The 19,289-nt window shown below is 63.9% G+C and carries 21 protein-coding genes and 3 pseudogenes; 14 read left to right on the forward strand and 10 right to left on the reverse strand.

Annotated elements, in window-relative coordinates:
• Position 1: 1 nt before the first annotated feature.
• The 4 genes and pseudogenes from AWB75_RS03855 to AWB75_RS03870 all read right to left on the reverse strand — a co-directional run.
• Positions 2-460 (reverse strand): annotated as a pseudogene (locus AWB75_RS03855) (IS30 family transposase); the annotation flags it as partial.
• A gap of 224 nt (positions 461-684) precedes the next feature.
• Positions 685-798 (reverse strand): annotated as a pseudogene (locus tag AWB75_RS39625) (IS110 family transposase); the annotation flags it as partial.
• 111 nt (positions 799-909) lie between these two features.
• A pseudogene (locus tag AWB75_RS03865) lies at positions 910-1,095 on the reverse strand (FAD-dependent oxidoreductase); the annotation flags it as partial.
• Complete coding sequence (locus AWB75_RS03870; protein WP_235011958.1) at positions 1,092-1,385, reverse strand: Rieske 2Fe-2S domain-containing protein; 294 nt, start codon at positions 1,383-1,385, stop codon at positions 1,092-1,094. The pseudogene AWB75_RS03865 and the gene AWB75_RS03870, both read right to left, overlap by 4 nt.
• Positions 1,386-1,552: 167 nt before the next feature.
• On the opposite strand from AWB75_RS03870, the gene AWB75_RS03875 reads away from it, so the two are divergent.
• The 3 genes from AWB75_RS03875 (at position 1,553) to AWB75_RS03885 (ending at position 4,613) form a co-directional block, all read left to right on the forward strand.
• On the forward strand, positions 1,553-2,455 hold the full coding sequence (locus AWB75_RS03875) for a DMT family transporter (RefSeq protein ID WP_061122764.1): 903 nt from the start codon (positions 1,553-1,555) through the stop codon (positions 2,453-2,455).
• A gap of 6 nt (positions 2,456-2,461) precedes the next feature.
• On the forward strand, positions 2,462-3,376 hold the full coding sequence (locus AWB75_RS03880) for a LysR family transcriptional regulator (RefSeq protein ID WP_061122765.1): 915 nt from the start codon (positions 2,462-2,464) through the stop codon (positions 3,374-3,376).
• 112 nt (positions 3,377-3,488) lie between these two features.
• Entirely contained in the window at positions 3,489-4,613 is a 1,125-nt protein-coding gene (locus AWB75_RS03885; protein ID WP_061123030.1) for an alanine racemase, read from the forward strand.
• 152 nt (positions 4,614-4,765) lie between these two features.
• On the opposite strand, the gene AWB75_RS03890 is transcribed toward AWB75_RS03885, so the two are convergent.
• Together AWB75_RS03890 and AWB75_RS03895 are read right to left on the reverse strand one after the other, a co-directional pair.
• A complete protein-coding gene (locus AWB75_RS03890) occupies positions 4,766-5,017 on the reverse strand; it encodes a hypothetical protein (RefSeq protein ID WP_061122766.1) in 252 nt (83 codons plus the stop codon).
• A gap of 85 nt (positions 5,018-5,102) precedes the next feature.
• Complete coding sequence (locus tag AWB75_RS03895) at positions 5,103-6,317, reverse strand: YeeE/YedE family protein (RefSeq protein ID WP_061122767.1); 1,215 nt, start codon at positions 6,315-6,317, stop codon at positions 5,103-5,105.
• Positions 6,318-6,437: 120 nt separating this feature from the next.
• Between AWB75_RS03895 and AWB75_RS03900 the strand changes: the two genes are divergently transcribed.
• The 5 genes from AWB75_RS03900 (at position 6,438) to AWB75_RS38015 (ending at position 9,910) form a co-directional block, all read left to right on the forward strand.
• On the forward strand, positions 6,438-7,118 hold the full coding sequence (locus AWB75_RS03900) for a dihydrofolate reductase family protein (protein ID WP_061122768.1): 681 nt from the start codon (positions 6,438-6,440) through the stop codon (positions 7,116-7,118).
• A 75-nt stretch (positions 7,119-7,193) separates the two neighbouring features.
• Entirely contained in the window at positions 7,194-8,324 is a 1,131-nt protein-coding gene (locus AWB75_RS03905; protein ID WP_061123031.1) for a DUF3182 family protein, read from the forward strand.
• On the forward strand, positions 8,321-9,097 hold the full coding sequence (locus AWB75_RS03910) for an alpha/beta hydrolase family protein (RefSeq protein WP_061122769.1): 777 nt from the start codon (positions 8,321-8,323) through the stop codon (positions 9,095-9,097). The genes AWB75_RS03905 and AWB75_RS03910 overlap by 4 nt, the downstream gene beginning before the upstream one ends.
• 65 nt (positions 9,098-9,162) lie before the next feature.
• Positions 9,163-9,705, forward strand: coding sequence for a hemerythrin domain-containing protein (locus AWB75_RS03915; RefSeq protein ID WP_061122770.1), 543 nt, complete (start codon positions 9,163-9,165; stop codon positions 9,703-9,705).
• 28 nt (positions 9,706-9,733) lie between these two features.
• Complete coding sequence (locus tag AWB75_RS38015) at positions 9,734-9,910, forward strand: hypothetical protein (protein WP_200822919.1); 177 nt, start codon at positions 9,734-9,736, stop codon at positions 9,908-9,910.
• Between the two features lie 34 nt (positions 9,911-9,944).
• On the opposite strand, the gene AWB75_RS03920 is transcribed toward AWB75_RS38015, so the two are convergent.
• The 3 genes from AWB75_RS03920 to AWB75_RS03930 all read right to left on the reverse strand — a co-directional run bounded on the left by AWB75_RS03920 (position 9,945) and on the right by AWB75_RS03930 (position 11,221).
• On the reverse strand, positions 9,945-10,250 hold the full coding sequence (locus AWB75_RS03920; protein WP_061122772.1) for a hypothetical protein: 306 nt from the start codon (positions 10,248-10,250) through the stop codon (positions 9,945-9,947).
• Positions 10,247-10,621, reverse strand: a complete 375-nt coding sequence (locus AWB75_RS03925; protein ID WP_061122773.1) for a phage holin family protein — start codon at positions 10,619-10,621, stop codon at positions 10,247-10,249. The genes AWB75_RS03920 and AWB75_RS03925 overlap by 4 nt, the downstream gene beginning before the upstream one ends.
• Positions 10,622-10,780: 159 nt before the next feature.
• The gene (locus AWB75_RS03930; protein WP_061122774.1) at positions 10,781-11,221 is read right to left on the reverse strand and encodes a DUF3597 domain-containing protein; all 441 of its coding nucleotides are present in this window, start codon (positions 11,219-11,221) and stop codon (positions 10,781-10,783) included.
• Between the two features lie 254 nt (positions 11,222-11,475).
• Here AWB75_RS03930 and AWB75_RS03935 point away from each other — a divergent pair, with 254 nt between their 5' ends.
• Positions 11,476-12,030 carry a hemerythrin domain-containing protein gene (locus AWB75_RS03935; RefSeq protein WP_087086464.1) on the forward strand — a complete coding sequence of 185 codons (555 nt, stop codon included), beginning with the start codon at positions 11,476-11,478 and terminating at the stop codon, positions 12,028-12,030.
• A gap of 7 nt (positions 12,031-12,037) precedes the next feature.
• Here AWB75_RS03935 and AWB75_RS03940 read toward each other — a convergent pair whose 3' ends face one another.
• Positions 12,038-14,356, reverse strand: a complete 2,319-nt coding sequence (locus AWB75_RS03940; protein ID WP_061123032.1) for an FdhF/YdeP family oxidoreductase — start codon at positions 14,354-14,356, stop codon at positions 12,038-12,040.
• Between the two features lie 167 nt (positions 14,357-14,523).
• Here AWB75_RS03940 and AWB75_RS03945 point away from each other — a divergent pair, with 167 nt between their 5' ends.
• Genes AWB75_RS03945 through AWB75_RS03965 form a run of 5 tightly spaced genes read left to right on the forward strand, consistent with a single transcriptional unit; the run spans position 14,524 to position 19,277 of the window.
• A complete protein-coding gene (locus tag AWB75_RS03945) occupies positions 14,524-15,480 on the forward strand; it encodes a cytochrome c oxidase subunit II (protein WP_061122776.1) in 957 nt (318 codons plus the stop codon).
• A complete protein-coding gene (gene ctaD, locus AWB75_RS03950) occupies positions 15,477-17,411 on the forward strand; it encodes a cytochrome c oxidase subunit I (RefSeq protein WP_061122777.1) in 1,935 nt (644 codons plus the stop codon). Before AWB75_RS03945 ends, ctaD begins: the two co-directional genes overlap by 4 nt.
• On the forward strand, positions 17,408-18,052 hold the full coding sequence (locus AWB75_RS03955) for a cytochrome c oxidase subunit 3 (protein WP_061122778.1): 645 nt from the start codon (positions 17,408-17,410) through the stop codon (positions 18,050-18,052). The genes ctaD and AWB75_RS03955 overlap by 4 nt, the downstream gene beginning before the upstream one ends.
• Positions 18,049-18,384 carry a hypothetical protein gene (locus AWB75_RS03960; protein ID WP_061122779.1) on the forward strand — a complete coding sequence of 112 codons (336 nt, stop codon included), beginning with the start codon at positions 18,049-18,051 and terminating at the stop codon, positions 18,382-18,384. The genes AWB75_RS03955 and AWB75_RS03960 overlap by 4 nt, the downstream gene beginning before the upstream one ends.
• Positions 18,363-19,277, forward strand: coding sequence for a cytochrome c oxidase assembly protein (locus tag AWB75_RS03965; protein WP_061122780.1), 915 nt, complete (start codon positions 18,363-18,365; stop codon positions 19,275-19,277). Before AWB75_RS03960 ends, AWB75_RS03965 begins: the two co-directional genes overlap by 22 nt.
• Positions 19,278-19,289 lie beyond the last annotated feature (12 nt).

The raw sequence follows: 19,289 nt of genomic DNA on the forward strand, positions 1-19,289 counted from the left end.
GTTAATGTTTAGCGCTTTGAGATTGGCTCGCTGAGGCAAGTGTCGCAGCGAAGACCTCGAATGGCGAATGGAACGCGTGGGTTGCGCGCGGCCGGCTGTTCAGGCTGTCGGCGATGGCATCGAGCTCGTCCTGAGTGTAGACCGAGAGGTCGGTGCCCTTAGGCAAATATTGACGGAGCAATCCGTTGGTGTTTTCGCAGGTCCCGCGCTGCCAGGGGCTATGTGGGTCGCAGAAGTACACGCGCACGCCAGTGGCTGCAGTGAGTTCTTGATGCCGCGACATTTCTTTTCCCTGGTCGTAGGTAAAGGTTCGTCGCAGCGGTGCTGCAATCGAGTTGAGTTTGGCAGAGAAGCCCGCCAGCGCTGAAGCGGCGGTGGCGTCTTCCATCTTGGCGAGCAGCACTAGACGGCTGGTCCGTTCGACCAGGACGCCGACAGACGATTGATTTCCGGCGCCCTTGTCGGGTAAGAACGTGCCGTTGCCGGCACGTTCTCCCCTAAGAACCGGACGGGCGAGTCACCCCCGCATCCGGCTCAAGCCATTCTTCAGCACCATGGGGTGGCACCGGACAGGCTGACGGGATGTTTCGCGGCGCGACGACGGGCAAAGTAGGACGTCCATGCCCGATCGAACGGATTGGCCGGCCCACGAACCTTGACGTGACGCGTAATCTGTGCCGCCCGGATCTGCACCGGATCGTTCGGCAACCGTCGCTGGTAGACAACCCGGTCAGCGTCATCGCTGACGACGACCACACTGTTGTTCGAGTGCAAGTCGATTCCACTAAACTTATTCATGCCGGCCTCCTGTGCGTCACGTCGGTGTTCGCACCCTGACTGTACGCCGCACGTTCGATTCCAACGGAGGGAGGTCGGCTATATGATTATCAAAACCGCAGCGTGTACCCAGCCCTTGAAGCAATCGTCATCGTCTTGCGCGACGAGCACGTCCTTGAAAAGCGGCGGTCTTTCATACGGCGCGTGACGCTCGTCGCCGACGAGCACGATGCGCCCTTCGAAGCCGTAGCTTCGCAACGCTTCGGCCGCGCGCGCGCCCGCCTGTCCCGCGCCGATGATCAAAACGGTCTGCCTCATGTTCGTCGCTCCGCAATCGTGCGCATCAAAGATCGATGTAGACCTCGCCGGCTTCCACCTGCACGCCGCGCCGTGCGGATGTCGAAGCGCCCCTGATGCAACGGACATTCGATGCAACCGTCTTCCATATAACCCTCGCTCAACAGCGCGAACTGACGCGTGCAAACGTTGTGCGTGGCGTGCACTTCGTCGTTGAGCAAATAGAGCGCGATGTGCTGCTCGCCGATCGTCACGCCGAGCGGCTCGTCTTCCACCAGATCGGCGAGTTTCGCCGCGAACTTGAGCGCCATGTGTCGCCTCTTCCGGATATTGTCAGTGTGCTGATGAATATGTTGGACGTATGCGAGCAGGACTTTTCTGCGAGTCAAGCGATTCAAAATAATGGCTTTCCCGTAGACGATCGGGCATACGCGCGCTTGTGCGATGATTCGAGGCTCCGTCACGATTTCATCGCGTCATGCCGTCCGTCACCGTCTCGCGCGCGAGCCACCTGCCGCTCGCAAGCATTGGCTTCATCCTTGCTTCGATGCTTTGCTTCGCGATCGTCGATACGCTTGCGAAAGCGATTGCGCTGCACTATCCGGCAAACGAACTGACCTTCTTTCGCATGTTGTTCGGTCTCGTGCCCGCCATCGCCGTGTCCTGTGTCGGCGAGCGTTCGCTGATGGATCGCGCGCGGCGTCTCGACTTCAAGGGGCAGACATGGCGCGCGCTGACGCTGCTCGGCGCGTCGGGTTTCTTCTTCGCGGGCCTGCCCTATATTCCGCTCGGCGAGGCGTTGGCGATCGCGTATTCGGAGACGCTGATCGTCGTTGTGCTCGCGCCGTTCATCCTGAAGGAAAGGCTCACGATGCGCTCGGCCGTCACGGCGTTAATCGGTTTCGCAGGCGTGCTGCTCGTCGTGCGGCCGGGCGGCGGTGAATCGAGCTGGCTCGGGCCGATGCTCCTGCTGTCGAGCGCGTTGTGCGGCGCACTGTCGATCATCCAGATCAAGCGCATTCGCCCCACCGACGATTCGCGCACCACGGTGCTGTTCTTCACGACTGTGGGCACCGTTGTCGCCGGCGGCCCGCTCCCGTTCAACTGGAAGACCCCTACCTTCGACGCGCTTCTTCTGATGGCGCGTCTGGGCGCATTGGCGACGGTCGGCCAGATCCTGATGACGGTGGCCTTCCGACGCGCCGACGCAGGCACGCTCGCGCCCTTCAACTACACGAGCATCGTGTGGGCGGCGTTGTTCGCCTATATCGCATGGGGCGAAACCATCGCGCCGCTTTCGCTCGCGGGCATCGCGTTGAGCGTCGGCAGCGCGATCGCCGTTGCATGGCAACGCAAGATCCCGGAAGGACCGCTTGCGTAAATCACGATGACCGATACCGCCGATACCACCGACATTCGCTTCCTTCTCACGATTCAGCAGAGCGGCAGTCTCGTCGCGACAGGACGCAGGCTCGGACTGTCGCCCTCGGCGGTCTCGCAGCGCCTGCAACAGCTCGAAAAGAAGCTTGGAACGCGTCTCATCGACCGGACCGCGCGCAAGCTGCAATTCACCGATGAAGGCGCGTTGCTGTGTCAACGCGGCGCCGAGTTGATCGAACAGTTCGATGCGCTGCTCGACGAGTTGCAGGTGCGCCGTGGGGGACTCGTCGGAAATCTGAAGGTCAATGCGCCGCTCGGCTTCGGGCGAAAGTATCTCGCGCCTGTCATGGCGGATTTTCAGCGCGATCATCCCAATGTCGATATCGCGCTCACGCTCTCCGATCAGCCCTTGACCGAGACCGCCGACCGTTTCGATGTCGTCGTGCATATCGGCGAGTTGCGCGCGTCCAATCTCGTCGGTCACGCGATCGCGCCGAATGCGCGCTTCGTGTGCGCGTCGCCCGCATTCGTGAAGCGCTTCGGCATGCCCGAGTCGCCGCAGGATCTCGCGCAATTGCCTTGCATCGTGCTGCAGGAGAACAAGGAAGATGCGTCGCTGTGGCACTTCAGCAAGGGGCGCACGAGTCGCAGCGTGCGCGTTGCATCCAGGCTCGCCTGCAACGATGGCGATGTGATCCGGCGTTGGGGCATCGAAGGACGCGGCATCATCCTGCGCTCCGAGTGGGATATCGCCGACGATATCCGCACGGGCGCGCTGGTGCGGTTGCTGCCGTCGTGGAAGACGCCCGATGCGAACGTGGTTGCGCTCACGCGCAGTCGTGCGGGCCTGCCGCGCAGAACGCGCGAGTTCATGCAGTTCCTGCAATCGCGGTTCCGGCCGCAGCCGCCGTGGCGCAGTTGAAGATTCAGTTTTGCTGAATCATGGATTGAACGTGGCTTAATCGAAGCAATCCTATAATCGACACCATTGCCGAACGACGCTTGCAGGAGCCGCAATCGTGAACGATCACATCATGAATATCGAGCAGCTCGACACACCCGCCGCGATCGTCGATATCGCGAGAATGCAGCACAACATCGACGTCATGCAGTCGCGTATGAACGCGCTCGGCGTGTCGTTCCGTCCGCATGTGAAGACGACGAAGTGTGTCGATGTCGTGCGCGCGCAGATCGCGGCGGGCGCACGGGGCATCACCGTATCGACGTTGAAGGAAGCTGAGCAATTCTTCGCGGCGGGCATCGTCGACATTCTTTACGCCGTCGGTATCGTGCCCGCGAAACTGCCGCGCGCGATGGCGCTGAAGCACGAAGGCTGCGATCTGAAGATCATCGCTGACAACGCGGCGGCGGCATCGGCGATCGTCGAGTTTTGCAAGGCCGCCAATGGCACGTTCGAAGTCTGGCTGGAGATCGACACGGACGGTCATCGCTCGGGCCTCTCGCCCGACGACGATGCGCTACTCACGATCGGCCGCATTCTTCAGGATGGCGGCATCGAAGTGGGCGGCGTGATGACGCACGCGGGTTCGAGTTATGAACTGAACGATCCCGAAGCGCTTGCCGCGCTCGCCGAGCAGGAACGCGCGGGCTGCGTGCGCGCGGCCGAACGTCTGCGCGCGGCGGGCATTGCGTGCAGGACCGTCAGCGTCGGCTCGACACCCACCGCGCTTGCCGCGAAAGGTCTCGCGGGCGTCACCGAAGTGCGCGCGGGCGTCTATGTGTTCTTCGATCTGGTGATGGCCAACGTCGGCGCATGCACGACGAGCGATATCGCATTGAGCGTGCTCACGAGCGTCATCGGTCATCAGCCCGACAAGGGCTGGGTCATCGTCGATGCAGGTTGGATGGCGATGAGCCGCGACCGCGGCACGTCGAAGCAGATGCACGATTATGGCTATGGTCTCGCCTGCGGACTCGACGGCACGCCGCTCGAAGCCTGTGCGCTAGTCGGCGCGAATCAGGAGCACGGCATTCTCGCGGTGGAGCATGCCGATGACGTCGCGCGGCGCTTTCCGATCGGCATGAAACTGCGCATCCTGCCGAATCATGCATGCGCGACGGGCGCGCAATATCCCGAGTATCACGCGCTTGCAAGCGATGGCAACACGGTTGCATGGCCGCGCTTTCACGGCTGGTGATGCGCGAATCGCTCGTGCACGATGAGCCCGCCGTACGCGAGCCCCGCCGCCAGACTCGTGCAGCCGCTATAGCTGACGAAACCGAGCGCCCATCCTTCATCGCCGACGACGATGCGCAGCGCGAGCGCAAGCCCGGATCTCCGAAAAGTGGTCTATTCCTCGCCCTTTACCCACTTTTTGGTGGCTTGGTAGCCGCGTTTCGATGTATCGGCGATGGCGTGACCGGCCGATTTCGCGCCGTCGCCGATCGCGTGAGCGGCATCGCGCGCCGCGTGTCCGGTCTGGCGTCCGGCTGATTTGACGTCTTCCTTGAACTGATGCGCGCCCGACGCCACGCTCGCGTGTGCAAGCGGGCTGAGCGCGATCAGCAGAAACAGAACGATGAGCGAAGTGGTCTTTTTCATGCGGCGATTCTCGCATAACACGCCGGACTGACTTCCCGGCTCAAAATCGAAACGCGTTCCGATAAAAACCGGAACGGAACGTTGCTCAGCAGGACGTCGGCCGCAAACGCTCGACTTCGAGCCCGAAGAACGGACGCAGCCGCGTGCCGGCAACGTTGCCGAGGAACGCTGCGACGAGCCACAGCCAGCCGTGCAGACTGCCGGACACGATGCCGCTGAAGTACGCGCCGATGTTGCAGCCATACGCCAGCCGCGCGCCGTAACCGAGCAGCAAACCGCCGACGATCGCCGCGATCAGCGAGCGCATCGGCACCCGCCAGACCGGCGCATAACGGCCGGCGAGCGCGGCGGCAAGCATCGCGCCGAGCACGATGCCGATATCCATCACGGATGTGACATCGCGGGAAATCGGAGCGGCGAGCGCGGCAGCATTGGCCTGGCTCGTCCAGTACGGCCAGCTCGCGGTATTGGCGCCGAACATGGCCGCCGCTTTCGCGCCCCACAGCGCAAACGCCGACGTGATGCCCCACGGCCGCCCGGACAGCGCGAGCGTCGCGAAATTGAGCACGGCGAGCGCGATGCCGCCGGCCACGAGCGGCCACGGCCCGTGCAGCCACGGCGAGGTGTGCGGCGGCTGCACGTGCGCCGCGACGAGCTTCCCGTGACGGCGCTTTTCGATGACGACCGTCAGCGCCGCGATCAGCGCGAACGCGATCCAGTTGATTGCGAGCGCGGGTCCGGCGCCCAGCGACTTGACGAGCGAAACCGGCTGCAAGTGCGGCAGCGCGGTCCAGAACGGCATGTGCGCGGTCGCGATGACGGACCCCGCGATGAACGCGGCAAGCGTCACGATCATGCGCGTGCTGCCGCCGCCGACCGTATAGAGCGTGCCCGACGCGCAGCCACCGCCCAGTTGCATGCCGATGCCGAATATGAACGCGCCCACGATCACCGACGTGCCTGCCGGCGACACGAGCCCCGTCACGGGCGTGCCGAAGAGCGTGCCTGCGGCGAGCGCGGGGAAGAACAGCCCGACGCCGACCGCGAGCATCAGCATTTGCGCGCGCAGGCCGGCCCCGCGGCCATCCGCGATGAACACGCGCCACGCCGACGTGAAACCGAACGCCGCGTGATAAAGCGAGATGCCGAGCAACGCGCCGACGACATACAGCGCGGCCTGACGCGCACCGACGGTCTGCCCGAGATACCACGCGCCGACCACTATCAGGAGCGCGGCGATGCCGAGCGGCCCGGGATTGATATTCGCGCGGCGGGGAAGCGGAGTAGCGAGATCTGACATGAGATAAGCCGTTGCAATAAAAAGCGGAACAACTCACATTTTCTCGCGTATCGGGGTTTCGTGCTGAGCGGCACGAAGCTTGCACGCGAAACCGTATTCGCCCTTCGCCGGAGTTCTCGCATGCATATCGTCTGCCACATGATGTCCTCGATCGATGGACGCAGTCTCACCGATAACTGGAATCTCGATTTCGCATCACCGACCTACGAAGACACGGCCGCGCGCTTCGACGCCGACGCGTGGGCATGCGGCCGCGTCACGATGCAGGAGATCTCGCACGGCAAGGACCGCGACTATCCGCGCGGGCTCGCGAAAGGCCCGATTTCGCGAACGGATCATTTCGCCAAGCGCGACGCCAGCCAGTACGCGATTTCGATCGATCCCAAGGGACGCGTCGCATGGAAGAGCAGCACGGCGCTCGATTCGCATATCGTCGAAGTGCTCGCCGAAAACGTCGAGGACGATTACCTCGCGCATCTGCAAGCGATCGGCGCGTCGTATGTATTCGGCGGCAAGGAGGATATCGAACTGAAGCGTGTCGTCGATACGCTTGGGCGCGAGCTGAAAATCCGCAAGCTGATCGTCGAAGGCGGCGGGCACGTGTCGGGCGCGTTCGTCAATGCGCAACTCGCGGATGAAGTCAGCGTGCTCCTGATTCCGCTCGTCGATGGGCGCGAGGCGCATACGTCATCGTTCGAAATCGCGATGGACGCATGGCGCAAGCCCACGTACCTGAAGCTCGATTCGGTCGAGAAGCTCGATCACGACGTCGTGTGGCTGCGCTATGCGCGCAGGAACTGACGCGCCTTCTTCGCCGGAACGAAGCTTGCTGTAAGCATGCTGCAATGCCCGCAAACGTCTGATATCGGAGCGCGCATGAAGGCATCGTCGGAAGACCAGGACTTGGTCGTGCTCGTCCATTGCGGCGGCGAAAAGGCCGCGCGCGGACAGCATGAAATCGACACACAGCGCGCCCTCGCCGCTCAGCTCGCCGCGCTTCTCGACGCGCCCTTCTGCGGCGAATTCGATGCCGCGCGGGGTCATACGCATCGCTATCTCGTTCCCGACGACACGCTCTCGCACGACGACGCCACGCGCATGGGCATTGCGCATGAACACGATTTTTTCGGCGGCGTGGTGCCGTATCCGTTCGTCGCGACGAAAGTCATCGCGCATGGATTGCCGCCCGGCGCGCGCGCGAAGCCGCCCGGATGGTCTGACCAACTCGCGAGCCGTACCAGCGATCTCGTGCTGCCCGGCTTTTCCGTTTTTTCGCGCGACGATGCGCACGCCGCCGCCACGCTGCTGTGGAAAAACGGCGCGGTGAGGCTCAAGCGTCCGTCGGGAATCGGCGGGAGCGGACAGGCGGTCATCGCCGATAAAAACGAGCTCGACGCCCAGCTCGACGATGTCGGCGACGAAACGCTTGCCGCCGAAGGCATCGTGCTGGAGCGGGACTTGGAAGACGTGGCGACATTCAGCGTCGGCCACGTGCGCGTCCGCGCGCACGAAGCGAGCTATTTCGGCGTGCAACATCTGACGCGCAACAATCACGGACACAACGTGTACGGCGGCTCCGATCTCGTCGTCGTGCGCGGCGGATTCGACGCGCTTGAAGGCATCGACATGCCCGACGACGCGCGCATCGCGATCCGGCGCGCACGCGCGTTCGATGCGGCCGTTCACGATGCCTTTCCGGATTTTTTTGCATCGCGCCGCAACTACGACGTGGCCTGCGGCACGGACGATGAAGGCCGTCACCTTTGCGGCGTGCTGGAGCAGTCATGGCGCATCGGCGGCGCGAGCGGCGCGGAAATCGCCGCGTTGCGCGCGTTTGCGAACGATCCTGCGCTTCGCGTCGTGCGCGCGTCGACGGTCGAAGCGTATGGCGCCGCCGTCGGCGTGCCCGCGAACGCGTGCATCGACTATCGCGGCGTGGACCCGCGCACGGGACCCATCACGAAGTTTCATACGGTCGACACGACGGTCAAAGGAGCGAGCGAATGACGGCAAACCGGCAGGAGATTCAGATTCCCGTCGAACGCGGCTATCTCGACGGCACCGTCGTCACACCCGCGACCACCATTCCGGGCGTGTTGTTCGTGCACGGCTGGGGCGGCGATCAGGCGCAGTACATGGAGCGGGCGCGGCAGGCGGCTGCGCTAGGCTGCGTCTGTCTCACCTTCGATCTGACCGGCCACGCGCGCACCAAACAGGAACAGGACACGGTGACGCGCGAAACCAATCTCGGCGACGTGCTCGCGGCGTACGACACGCTCGTCGTGCATCCGCTCGTCGATGAAACGTCGATTGCCGTAATCGGCAGCAGCTACGGCGGCTATCTCGCATCCATCGTCACATCGATGCGGCCGGTCCGCTGGCTCGGACTGCGCGTGCCGGCGCTGTATCTCGACGACGGCTGGAACATCCCAAAGCGCGCGCTGCACAAGGAACACGATCTCGTCGCGTACCGCCGGCGCATCGTTCCCGCGAACGAGAACCGCGCGCTGCGTGCGTCCGCGGATTTTGGCGGCGACGTGCTGCTCGTCGAATCGGAGCACGATGAGATCGTGCCGCACACGGTCCTCGCCAGCTATCTTCAGGCGTTTTGGCGGGCGCATTCGTTGACCTATCGCGTGATCGACGGCGCGGATCATGGTTTATCGGATGAAGGCAGCCAGCGCGCGTACACGGCGCTCGTCATCAACTGGCTGGCGGAAATGATCGGCGGCAGGCGCGCGGGCAGCCGCGGCGAAATGCCCGGGCCGATTGCGCGCTAGCGCCGCTCCGGGTCCGCGCTTTGCTCTGTACGGTGAGCATTCCATTTTCCTGACGGAGGACCACCATGTCTCGCCAAACCCCCACACAAAATTCGACCACCGCAACGGCCCCCGCCACCGAGAGCCAGGACGCGATTCAGGTGCTGACCGACGATCATCGCGCCGTCGAAAAGCTGTTCGATGCATTCGAAAAAACGCAAAAGGACGATCTCGATGCGAAGGCCACGCTGGTCCGTCGCGCCTGCGAGGAGCTGACCGTTCACGCGATGATCGAGGAAGAACTGCTCTATCCCGCCGCGCAGGAAGCGCTCGACGAAGACGACCGGCCGGATGTGGAGGAAGCGTATGTCGAGCACTATCTGGTGAAGGTGCTGATCGACAAGTTCACGACACTGCGCGCGGGCGACGCAGGCTTCGACGCGACGTTCAAGGTGATGAGCGAGATGGTGCGCCATCACATCGAAGAGGAGGAATCGGATCTGTTCCCGAAGCTGCGCAAGTCCGGCGCCGATCTGGAAGCGCTCGGCAAAAAGCTGATGCAGCGGAAGGAAGAACTCGAATCGAAGCTGCCGAAGGACGCGGGGGACAACACGATGCGCCTGCACTGACATTGCGCAACGCTACCGGAGCCACTGCATGAAAAACCCTTGGATGAAGAAGAATCCTTTTCTGAGCATGTGGCTTTCCGGCGCCAACGCAGTCATTGGGTCGGCGCGAGGCCGTGCTACCGCGCAAGCGAAGCGGCAAGCGTCGACTTTTTGGTCGGCGGCGCTCGCGCCGGGCAAACCAAGAAAACGCCGCAGCAAACGCTGAGGCGTTTTGCGCATTGCCCATTGCGCGAATTTTTTTATTCGCGCAATGCGTTCAGGAAATCGCCGAAGACGCGGTGCGTCGACGCGCTCAACCCCGCGCCGACCGCCGTCTGCACGATGCGCCTCAGTCCGAGTACCGCGACGCCGACCAAAGCCAGCGCGATCAGTTCAGCATTCGGTGTCCGCAGAAACCACGGCGCGGCGTTCGCAGGAATAGACGGCCGCGCGCGAGGCACACGCGCGATGCGCGCCGGTTCGTCCAGCGCGTGCGCCGCAACCAGCTCCGCACGCGATTCCGCCATGCGCGCGAGGATCACTTCCTGTTGCACGGCATGCTTCATTGCGCCACCTCCCTGATCGTGTCGACGTCGCGTCGCAACTGATCGCGTAGCAGTTGAAACGGCTCGGCCGGCTTGCGCGACATCATGACGATGACCGCGATCACCGCGACGGCGAGCCACGCGCCCGCGACACACCACGCGGTCAGCACGAGATGCGGCGTGCCGACTGCGGTCACGATCACGGCGATCGATACGAACGACAGCGTGAACAGCGCGCCGATCGTCAGCGCGACCATCGCGACCACCTCGTGGAGCACGCGCTTCTTGGTCTCCGCAAGTTCGATCGGAATCAGCTCGCCATAATCGACGAGACGCGTCGTGCAGAAATGGCCGATCCTGCGCCAGTTGGAGATTTTTCTCTGGATAGTCATCGTTGCTTCTCCAGCGAAGTCAAAGAGAGATTGATCGGGCGTGCCATGACCCTGAGCAGCACCTATGCCCGATCCCGCGCACCGATGATTTCGCGTTCCGAAAAAAAGGACGACGGCGCACCGTCGTCCTTTTTTCTTCTCAATGCCGTGACGCGTTGATCAGTTCTTGAGGTCGTCGGGCACCTTGCCGCCGTTTTCCGCGAGCTTCTGCATTACTTGCTTATGCAGCCAGATGTTCATCGCGGCCGAGTCTTCTGTGTTGCCGCTGTAATGCAGTTCCGCAGCCAGTTCCTTTCTCGCGGACAAGCTGCTGTCGAGGCCGAGCAGCTTCATCAGATCGACGATGGACGTGCGCCAGTTCAACTGTTCGCCGTGGCTCGCCTGCATTTGCGTCAGCACCGCCTCGACGTCCACGGGCTGCGCCGGCGCGGCGGGCTGCGCGGGCGTGGATGCCGCCGTCGACGGGGCCGACGTGGCCGACGCGGCAGGAGCGGCGGCTGCGCCCGCGGCGGGCGCCGCAGGCTGACCGGCTGGCGCACCCGCTGCGGCCGCGTCGTGGTGGCCGAAAATCTTGTTCATGATGTTGGAAAAAATGCTCATGTATGCCTCCTGGTTGAAGTGGGCTACCGCTATGCGCAAGCGCCGTGCCGAAATGCTCGTGCGCAAACCGGCGCGTCCACTATGAACGCAAGTTGCTTCGTGTACGTGTCAATGGCCCGGAATAATGATTGCTGAAGGCCGTGTGAGGTTAAAGCAAGCACGATAACGCGTTTTTCCCCACCATCACATCAAGCCTGCCTCAGGGCCGAGGAGTCAACGTGGACCTGCAATCCTGCTCCCCTTCCATCACGACGATGATCCGCATGGATCACGCCCACGTCATGGCGGCGTTTCATCGCTATCACGCGAAGACTGCGTGGTGGAGAAAGCGCGCGATCGTCGAACTCGCCTGCACGGCGCTCGAGATCCACGCGCAACTCGAAGAAGAGATTTTTTACCCGGCGTTGAGCGAGGCCATGAACGGCGACGAACGTCTCGCGAAGAGCAAGCCCGAGCATGACCAGATGCGCGAAGACATCGCGAAGCTGCGCGCGATGGGCCCCCAGGATGCCGCCTATGATGCGCGCTTCATGCAACTCATGCGCGAAGTGATGCATCACGTCGCGGATGAGGAGACAGTGTTGCTGCCGACCGCCGAACGCGCGCTTGCATCGCAGCTCTCCGAGCTCGGCATGCGCATGACGAAGCGGCGCATGCAACTCGTCGCGCAGCATCGTCCTGCTGCGATAGCGGCGAATACGGTCGGCACGTTCCCGCTCGCCTCGCTGGCGATGATGTCGCTCGGCGCGCTCGCGATCGCACACTGTCTGCGGCCCGCACCCGCGCGCCGCATCAGGCGTTATGCGTGAAGTCCCGTCACGGCGCGCGTGCCGCGCCGTTCACTTCCACGATCTCCACGGGTATCGACTTCGCGCCCGGCACCTTGCTTTCCTTCGCATGGTGCCAAAGCGGCAATAGCGGATTGCACTCCGGGTAATAACCGGCGATACATCCCTCTGGAATGTCGTAGGGCTGAACACGCAAGCCCGCAACGCGCCGTTCGAAACCGTCGTCCGCGATCGTTTGCAAGGTCACGCGATCGTCCTTGCGCAGGCCGTGTCGCTTCAAGTCCGCTTCGCACATCATGATGACCATGCGGCCGCCGCTGATGCCGCGAAAGCGATCGTCATGGCTGTAGATCGTCGTGTTGAACTGGCTGTCGCTGCGCAGCGTCATGAGCCGCAGCGATTGCGGCTCGCGTTCGGGCATGTCCGGATCTTCGCCGATGGTCTCCGGCACGAAGAACTCCGCCTTGCCGCTCTTCGTCTCCCACTTGCGCTCGCGCGCGGGCAGGTTGCGCGGGAACCCGCCCGGCGTCCACATGCGGGCGTTGAAGTCGTGGAAAGTCTCGGGATAGGTTTTCGCGATTTCATCGCGCACCAGCGCATAGTCGCCGCGCCAGCGATCCCAGTCGACGGTCGAACGCTCGCCGAGCGTATGTTTCGCCAGTTCCGCGACGATGTACGGCTCCGAGCGCGCGTCGAGCGAGGCGGGCTCGGCCACGCCGCGCGAACCGTGGATGCATCCGGTGCTGTCTTCCATCGACACCGCCTGCGGGCCGCTCGCCTGCGTATCGATTTCGATGCGGCTGAGGCACGGCAAAATGTACGACTTTTCACCGTGCACGAGATGACTGCGATTGAGCTTTGTCGCGACATTGACCGTCAGTTTCAGCCCGCGCCAAGCCGGTTCGATTCGCAAACGGTCGGGCACCGAGCGCACGAGATTGCCGCCGAGATTGACGACCGCGCTGACCTTGCCGTCGAGCATCGCTTCGAAGGCTTCAACGGTGTTCATGCCTTTCTCGCGCGGCGGCTCGAAATGGAACTGACTCGCGAGCTTGTCGAGCGGCGCGAGTTCCGGCTTTTCGGTTATGCCCACCGTGCGCTGTCCCTGCACGTTCGAGTGTCCACGCACCGGCGACGGCCCCGCGCCCGGCTTGCCCACATTGCCGCGCAGAAACAGCAGATTGCAGAGCATGCGCACGTTCTGCACGCCCTGCCGATGCTGCGTGATGCCCATGCCGTAATGCGCCATCACCGCGTTTGCGCGCATGTATTCCGCGGCTGCCGCTTCGAGATCGGCGCGCGGCAGTCCCGCCACGCGTTCGATGTCCTCCCATGATGCAGCGCGCACGTATTCCGCGAAGGCTTCGAAGCCTTTCGTATGCGTCTCGATGAAGTCGACATCCAGTATGCGCGGCTCGCCGTGCGCCTTCGCGTGATCGTCGGCATGAATGACGGCTTTGCAGATGCCGAGCATCGCCGCCGTATCGCCGCCCGTCTTCACCTGATGATATTGCGTGCTGATGAGCGTATGCGCGGGCGTCATCATCTCGACCGGCGATTGCGGATTCGCAAACTTCAGAAGCCCCGGCTCGCGCAACGGATTGAACGTGATGATCGGCACGCCGCGCTTGCGCGCCTCCTGCAACGGATGCAGCATGCGCGGACTGTTGGTGCCGACGTTTTGCCCGAAGAAGAACATGAGATCGGTCTTCTCGAAGTCGTCGAGCTGGACGGTGCCAACGCCCACGCCGATCGCCGCCGTCAATCCGACGCTCGTGCTTTCGTGACACATGTTCGAGCTGTCAGGCAGATTGTTGGTGCCGTACATGCGCGCGAAAAGCTGGTACATGTACGACGTTTCCAGCGACGCGCGCCCCGACGCATAGAACACAACACCTTCAGGATCGAAGGCGCGCAACTCGCGGCCGATGTCCTCGAAGGCTTCCTGCCACGTGACGCTGACGTACTTGTCGCTCGCGGCGTCGTATCGCAAGGGGGCGGTGAGACGCCCCGCGTCCTCGAGATCGTGATCGTGCCACGCGCACAGTTCCGTCACCGTGTGAAGCTCGAAGAACTGCGGCGTCATGCGCTTCGCGGTGAGATCCCAGGCGGTCGCCTTGGCGCCGCTTTCGCAGAACTCGAACATGTGCGGATCGGCTGGCTTCGCCCATGAGCAACTGACGCAGGCAAAGCCATCGGGCTTGTTCTGCTTCAGCAGGACGGTGCTTGCCTTCAGCGGAACCTTCTCTTTGACGAGCGCGCCGGTGACCGCTCTCAACGAGCCCCATCCGCCCGACGAATACGGATAGGCGGCGTTCTTGCGAACGGCGTTGTCTGATTCAGCCATGTCTTTGCCTCGCGTTTCATGCGTGTTTGCCACGAACGCGAGCAAAGCCTGTTCCCTTTCGGGAGGCTTGATGCGTCATCGGTCCGGCGCATCGCCGTGCCGACCGGATCGGCACGGCGATTGCTCCTCGCTGCGTGCGTCCTTCTTCTGTTCACCCTCGCAGAATCATGCAGAGCGCACTCAACCCAGCGGGCATTCAGGCGAGCCGCATCCTCGACCTCTGGCATCTGACGCTGGGCGTCTGCTGCGCGGTCTTCGCGGCGATCCTGCTGGCTTGCCTGATCGCGATGATTCGCGCGCCGCGCGCCGGGCGCGACACGCGTGCGGACGTCTCCTTCGTCGGACGGCCCGAAGCGCGCATGCGCTTCTGGGTCATCGCGGCGACGGCACTCTCCACGTTCCTGCTCTTCGGCCTCGTTCTCGCCGACGTGCTCACGGACCGCGCGCTTTCGCGCCTGCCCGTCGACAACGCGCTGCGCATCGAGATGACCGGTTATCAATGGTGGTGGCAGGCGCGCTATCTTCGCGATGGCGACGCGCCCGAATTCACGCTCGCCAACGAACTGCACGTGCCGGTCGGACGGCCGGTCATCGTGTCGCTAAAAGCCGCCGATGTCATTCACACGTTCTGGGTGCCGAACCTGCACGGCAAGAAGGACATGATCCCGGGACGCGATGCGACCATCGAGTTTCGGGCCGACAAAGCGGGCGTCTATCGCGGCCAATGCGCCGAGTTCTGCGGCTATGAACACGCGTTGATGGCCTTCTCGATCACCGCCGATCCACCCGCGCAATACGAAGCGTGGGCCGCGCGGCAACGCAAGCCCGCCGACGCGCCATCGGAGCAGATCGCGTCACGCGGCCGCGACGTGTTCATGGTCCAGGATTGCGCGCGCTGTCATACCGTGCGCGGCACCGGCGCACAAGGCACCATCGGCCCCGATCTCACGCACATCGCGAGCCGGCGGACGCTCGCCGCGGGCACGCTCGCGAACGATCGCGGCCATCTCGCGGGATGGATCGTCGACCCGCGCGCGCACAAACCCGGCACCGCGATGCCGCCCACACGCCTGCCGCCCGACGATCTGCAGGCGCTGCTCACGTGGATGGAGACACTCGAATGAGCGAGCCGCAGAACGCGCCGTATCCCGTCGACGGCCCGCACGCATCGGCCCAAGCGCGCGCGGCGCTCGCGAAGACGTGGAGCGATCCGCCCGGCTTCATCGGCATGTTGAGCGCGGTGAATCACAAGACCATCGCGCGACGCTTCATCGTGACGACCTTCGTGTTCTTCGTGCTCGCCGGGCTGCTCGCCCTCGCGATGCGCACGCAGCTCGCGCGGCCGGATCTGCGCCTCATCGGACCGAATCTGTACAACGAACTCTTCACGATGCACGGCACGACGATGATGTTCCTCTTCGCCGTGCCCGTGATGCAGGCGGTCGCCGCGTTCCTCGTGCCGTTGATGATCGGCGCGCGCAGCATCGCGTTTCCGCGCATGAATGCCTATGCGTACTGGGTGTTTCTGTTCGGCGGCCTGCTGCTCTTCGCAGCGCTCGCGGTGAACACCGCGCCGAACGCCGGCTGGTTCAGCTACGTGCCGCTCGCCGGTCCCGACTATTCGCCGAACAAAGGCGCCGACATCTGGGCGCAGATGATCACGTTCACGGAGTTGTCGGGTCTGGTCGAAGCGGTCGTGCTCATCACGACGATCTTCAAGCTGCGCGCGCCCGGCATGTCGCTCAACCGCATGCCGCTCTTCGTATGGGCCACGCTCGTCACGCAGTTCATGGTGATCTTCGCGATGCCCGCCGTCATGCTGTGCAGCACCGCGCTGATTCTCGACCGCCTCGTCGGCACGCATTTCTATAACCCCGCAAAAGGCGGCGACGTCTTGCTGTGGCAACACCTCTTCTGGTTCTTCGGCCATCCCGAGGTGTATCTCATCTTCATTCCGCCGCTCGGCTTCATCTCGTCGATCATTCCGACCTTCGCGCGCCGCCCCGTATTCGGCTATCCGGCGATGGTGCTATCGCTCATCGCCACCGCGTTTCTCGCGTTCGGGCTGTGGGTGCATCACATGTTCGCGACCAATATTCCGGAACTGGGCAAGAGTTTTTTTACGGCCGCGAGTCTGATGATCGCGATTCCATCGGCGATACAGATTTTTTGCTGGATCGGCACGCTATGGACCGGCAAGCTCAATCTGCGCGTGCCGCTGCTGTTCGTGCTGGCGTTTTTCTTCATCCTCGTGATGGGCGGAATGACCGGCATCATGGTCGCGTCCGTGCCGCTCGATCTTCAGGTGCACGACACGTATTTCGTCGTCGCGCATCTGCATTACGTGCTGCTCGGCGGCGGCGTGTTTCCGCTCTTCGGCGCGTTCTATTACTGGTTTCCGAAATTCGCGGGGCGCATGCTCGGCGAGCGCATCGGCAAGTGGCAGTTCTGGCTGTTCTTCATCGGCTTCAACGTCACCTTCTTTCCGATGCATCTGCTCGGTCTGCACGGCATGCCGCGCCGCGTATGGACCTATCCGCACGGACTCGGCTGGGACGGCATGAACCTGATCGCGACGATCGGCGCTTACATGATCGCGCTGAGCGTGCTGCTTTTCATCGTCAATGTCGTGAATAGCCTGCGCAGCACGGCGCGCGCAAGCGACGATCCGTGGGGCGCGGGCACGCTCGAATGGAGCGTGCCGTCGCCGCCGCCGCCGCATAACTTCGATGCGATTCCGGTCGTGCATGCCCGCGATCCGCTATGGGAGCCGTCCGCGCAGCCGGCCTTCGTCGCGGGCCTCGCCGCCGATGCGCGCGAGGTGCTCGTGACGAGCGTGCTCGATGCGAATCCCGATCATCGCCCGCTGTTCCCGACGCCATCTATCTGGCCGTTCGTGAGCGCCGTGGCGACGACCGTGTTGTTCATCGGCTCGATCTATACGCCGTGGGCGATCGTGTGGGCGTCGCTGCCGGTTGCCGTGACGATGATCGCCTGGTTCTGGCCGAGTCGCGCCGAAAACCGGCTGGCGGTGGCGCGGGAGCGGCGGCCATGAACGCGGATTCGCGCCGGCCCGCCTCGCGCCCCGACGAGGGCGACCCGGCCCACCTCGTGCTCGACGTGCGCGCGCTGCCGAGCTTCGCCTTCAGTCATCGCAGCCTGATGTGGTGGAGCACGTTCGGGCTGATGCTCATCGAAGGCACCGTGTTCGCCATCGCGGTGATGATGTACTTCTACCTGCGCACGCGCGCCCCGAGCTGGCCGATGGCCGCGGACGCGCCCGGTCTCTTCTGGGGCACGCTCAACAGCGTCGTGCTGCTCGCGAGCCTCTTGCCGAATCAGCTCGCGAAGCGCGCGGCCGAGCGCGGCGACCGTGCGAGAGCGGCGCTGTGGCTGTCCGTCTGCCTCGTGGCGTCGGTCGCGTTTCTCGTGATACGCGGGTTCGAATTCGCGTCGCTCAACGTGAGCTGGTACACGAATGCGTACGGCTCTGTCGTGTGGCTGCTGCTAGGGCTGCATACGACGCATCTGATCACCGATACCGTCGATACCGCCGTGCTCGCCGTGCTGCTCTTTACGGGGCCGTTCGAAGGCAAGCGTCTCGTCGATGTCAGCGAGAACGCGTTGTACTGGTATTTCGTCGTGTTGAGCTGGTTGCCGATCTACGGCGTCATCTACTGGGCGGCGCGACTATGAAAACCTGGCTTGCGCTGCTCGGCGCGCCTTCCATCGTGCTCGGCTGTCTCAGCGTGAACTACGCGCTGGTGACACCGGCCTGTTTTCTCGGCGGCCACGCATTGCTCGACGGCGTGAGCGCCGTGAGCCTGATCGTCTGCGTGGCGGCGACCCTGCTCGCATGGCACCGCTGGCGCGACGCACGCCGCGCGCACGCCCTGCCGACGCCCGATGCCGGCAGCCGCCCCGCGCGCGCGGGCTTCATCGCGGCGGTGGCGGCGGGTGTCGGCGCGCTGTCCGTGTTGTCCGTGATCGCAATTTCGATACCGCAATGGCTACTGTCCGCCTGCTGATATTCGCCGCTGTCTTCGCCTGGGCCGATGCGCACGCGCACGTGGCAGCATCGACCGCCGCACATACTTCGCCGCTCGCGTGGACGTTCGAGCCGTGGGTCGTCGTCGCGCTCGCGGTGAGTCTCGCGCTCTACGTCGCGGGATACTGGCGCTTGCGCACGCGCGGCGCTCAAGGCCGCAAGCGACGCGCCGCGCGGCTCGCGGCGTTCGGCATCGGCTGGATCACGCTTGGCGTCGCGCTCGTGTCGCCGCTGCATGCGCTGAGCGAATGGCTCTTTTCGGCGCATATGCTGCAGCACGAGCTTTTCATGCTCGTGGCCGCGCCGCTGCTCGTCATCGGCCGTCCGCTCGCGGTGTGGCTATGGGCGTTTCCTGCGAGCGCGAGAACGCGCCTCGGCGCGGCGGCGCGATCTCGCTGGATCAAACTGCCGTGGCGATGGCTCACGCTGCCCGCCGTCGCCTGGACGCTGCATGCCGCCGCGCTCTGGTGCTGGCACGCACCGCGTTTCTTCGAGGCCGCGCTCGCGCGCCCCGGCATCCACACGCTTCAGCATGCGAGCTTTCTCGCGAGCGCGCTGCTGTTCTGGTGGACGGTGTTCGGCCGTGCATCGGATGCGCAAGGTTCGTCGAACGCGCACGCGATGCTTTCGCTCTTCACGACGATGGTTCATACCGGCGCGCTCGGCGCATTGCTCACGCTCGCGCCGGGCGTCTGGTATCCGTCGTGCATCGAAACGACGCTCGCGCTCGGTTCCGATCCGCTACAGGATCAGCAACTCGGCGGACTCGTGATGTGGGTGCCGGGCGGACTCGCGTATCTCGTGGGCGGCTTGCTCGTCGGGGCGCGCTGGCTCGCGCGGCGTCCGCAGCGCATCGGGAGCACCGTGCGATGACCACGATTCTTT

Source organism: Caballeronia catudaia (assembly GCF_001544755.2).
GTDB classification, from domain to species: Bacteria; Pseudomonadota; Gammaproteobacteria; order Burkholderiales; family Burkholderiaceae; genus Caballeronia; species Caballeronia catudaia.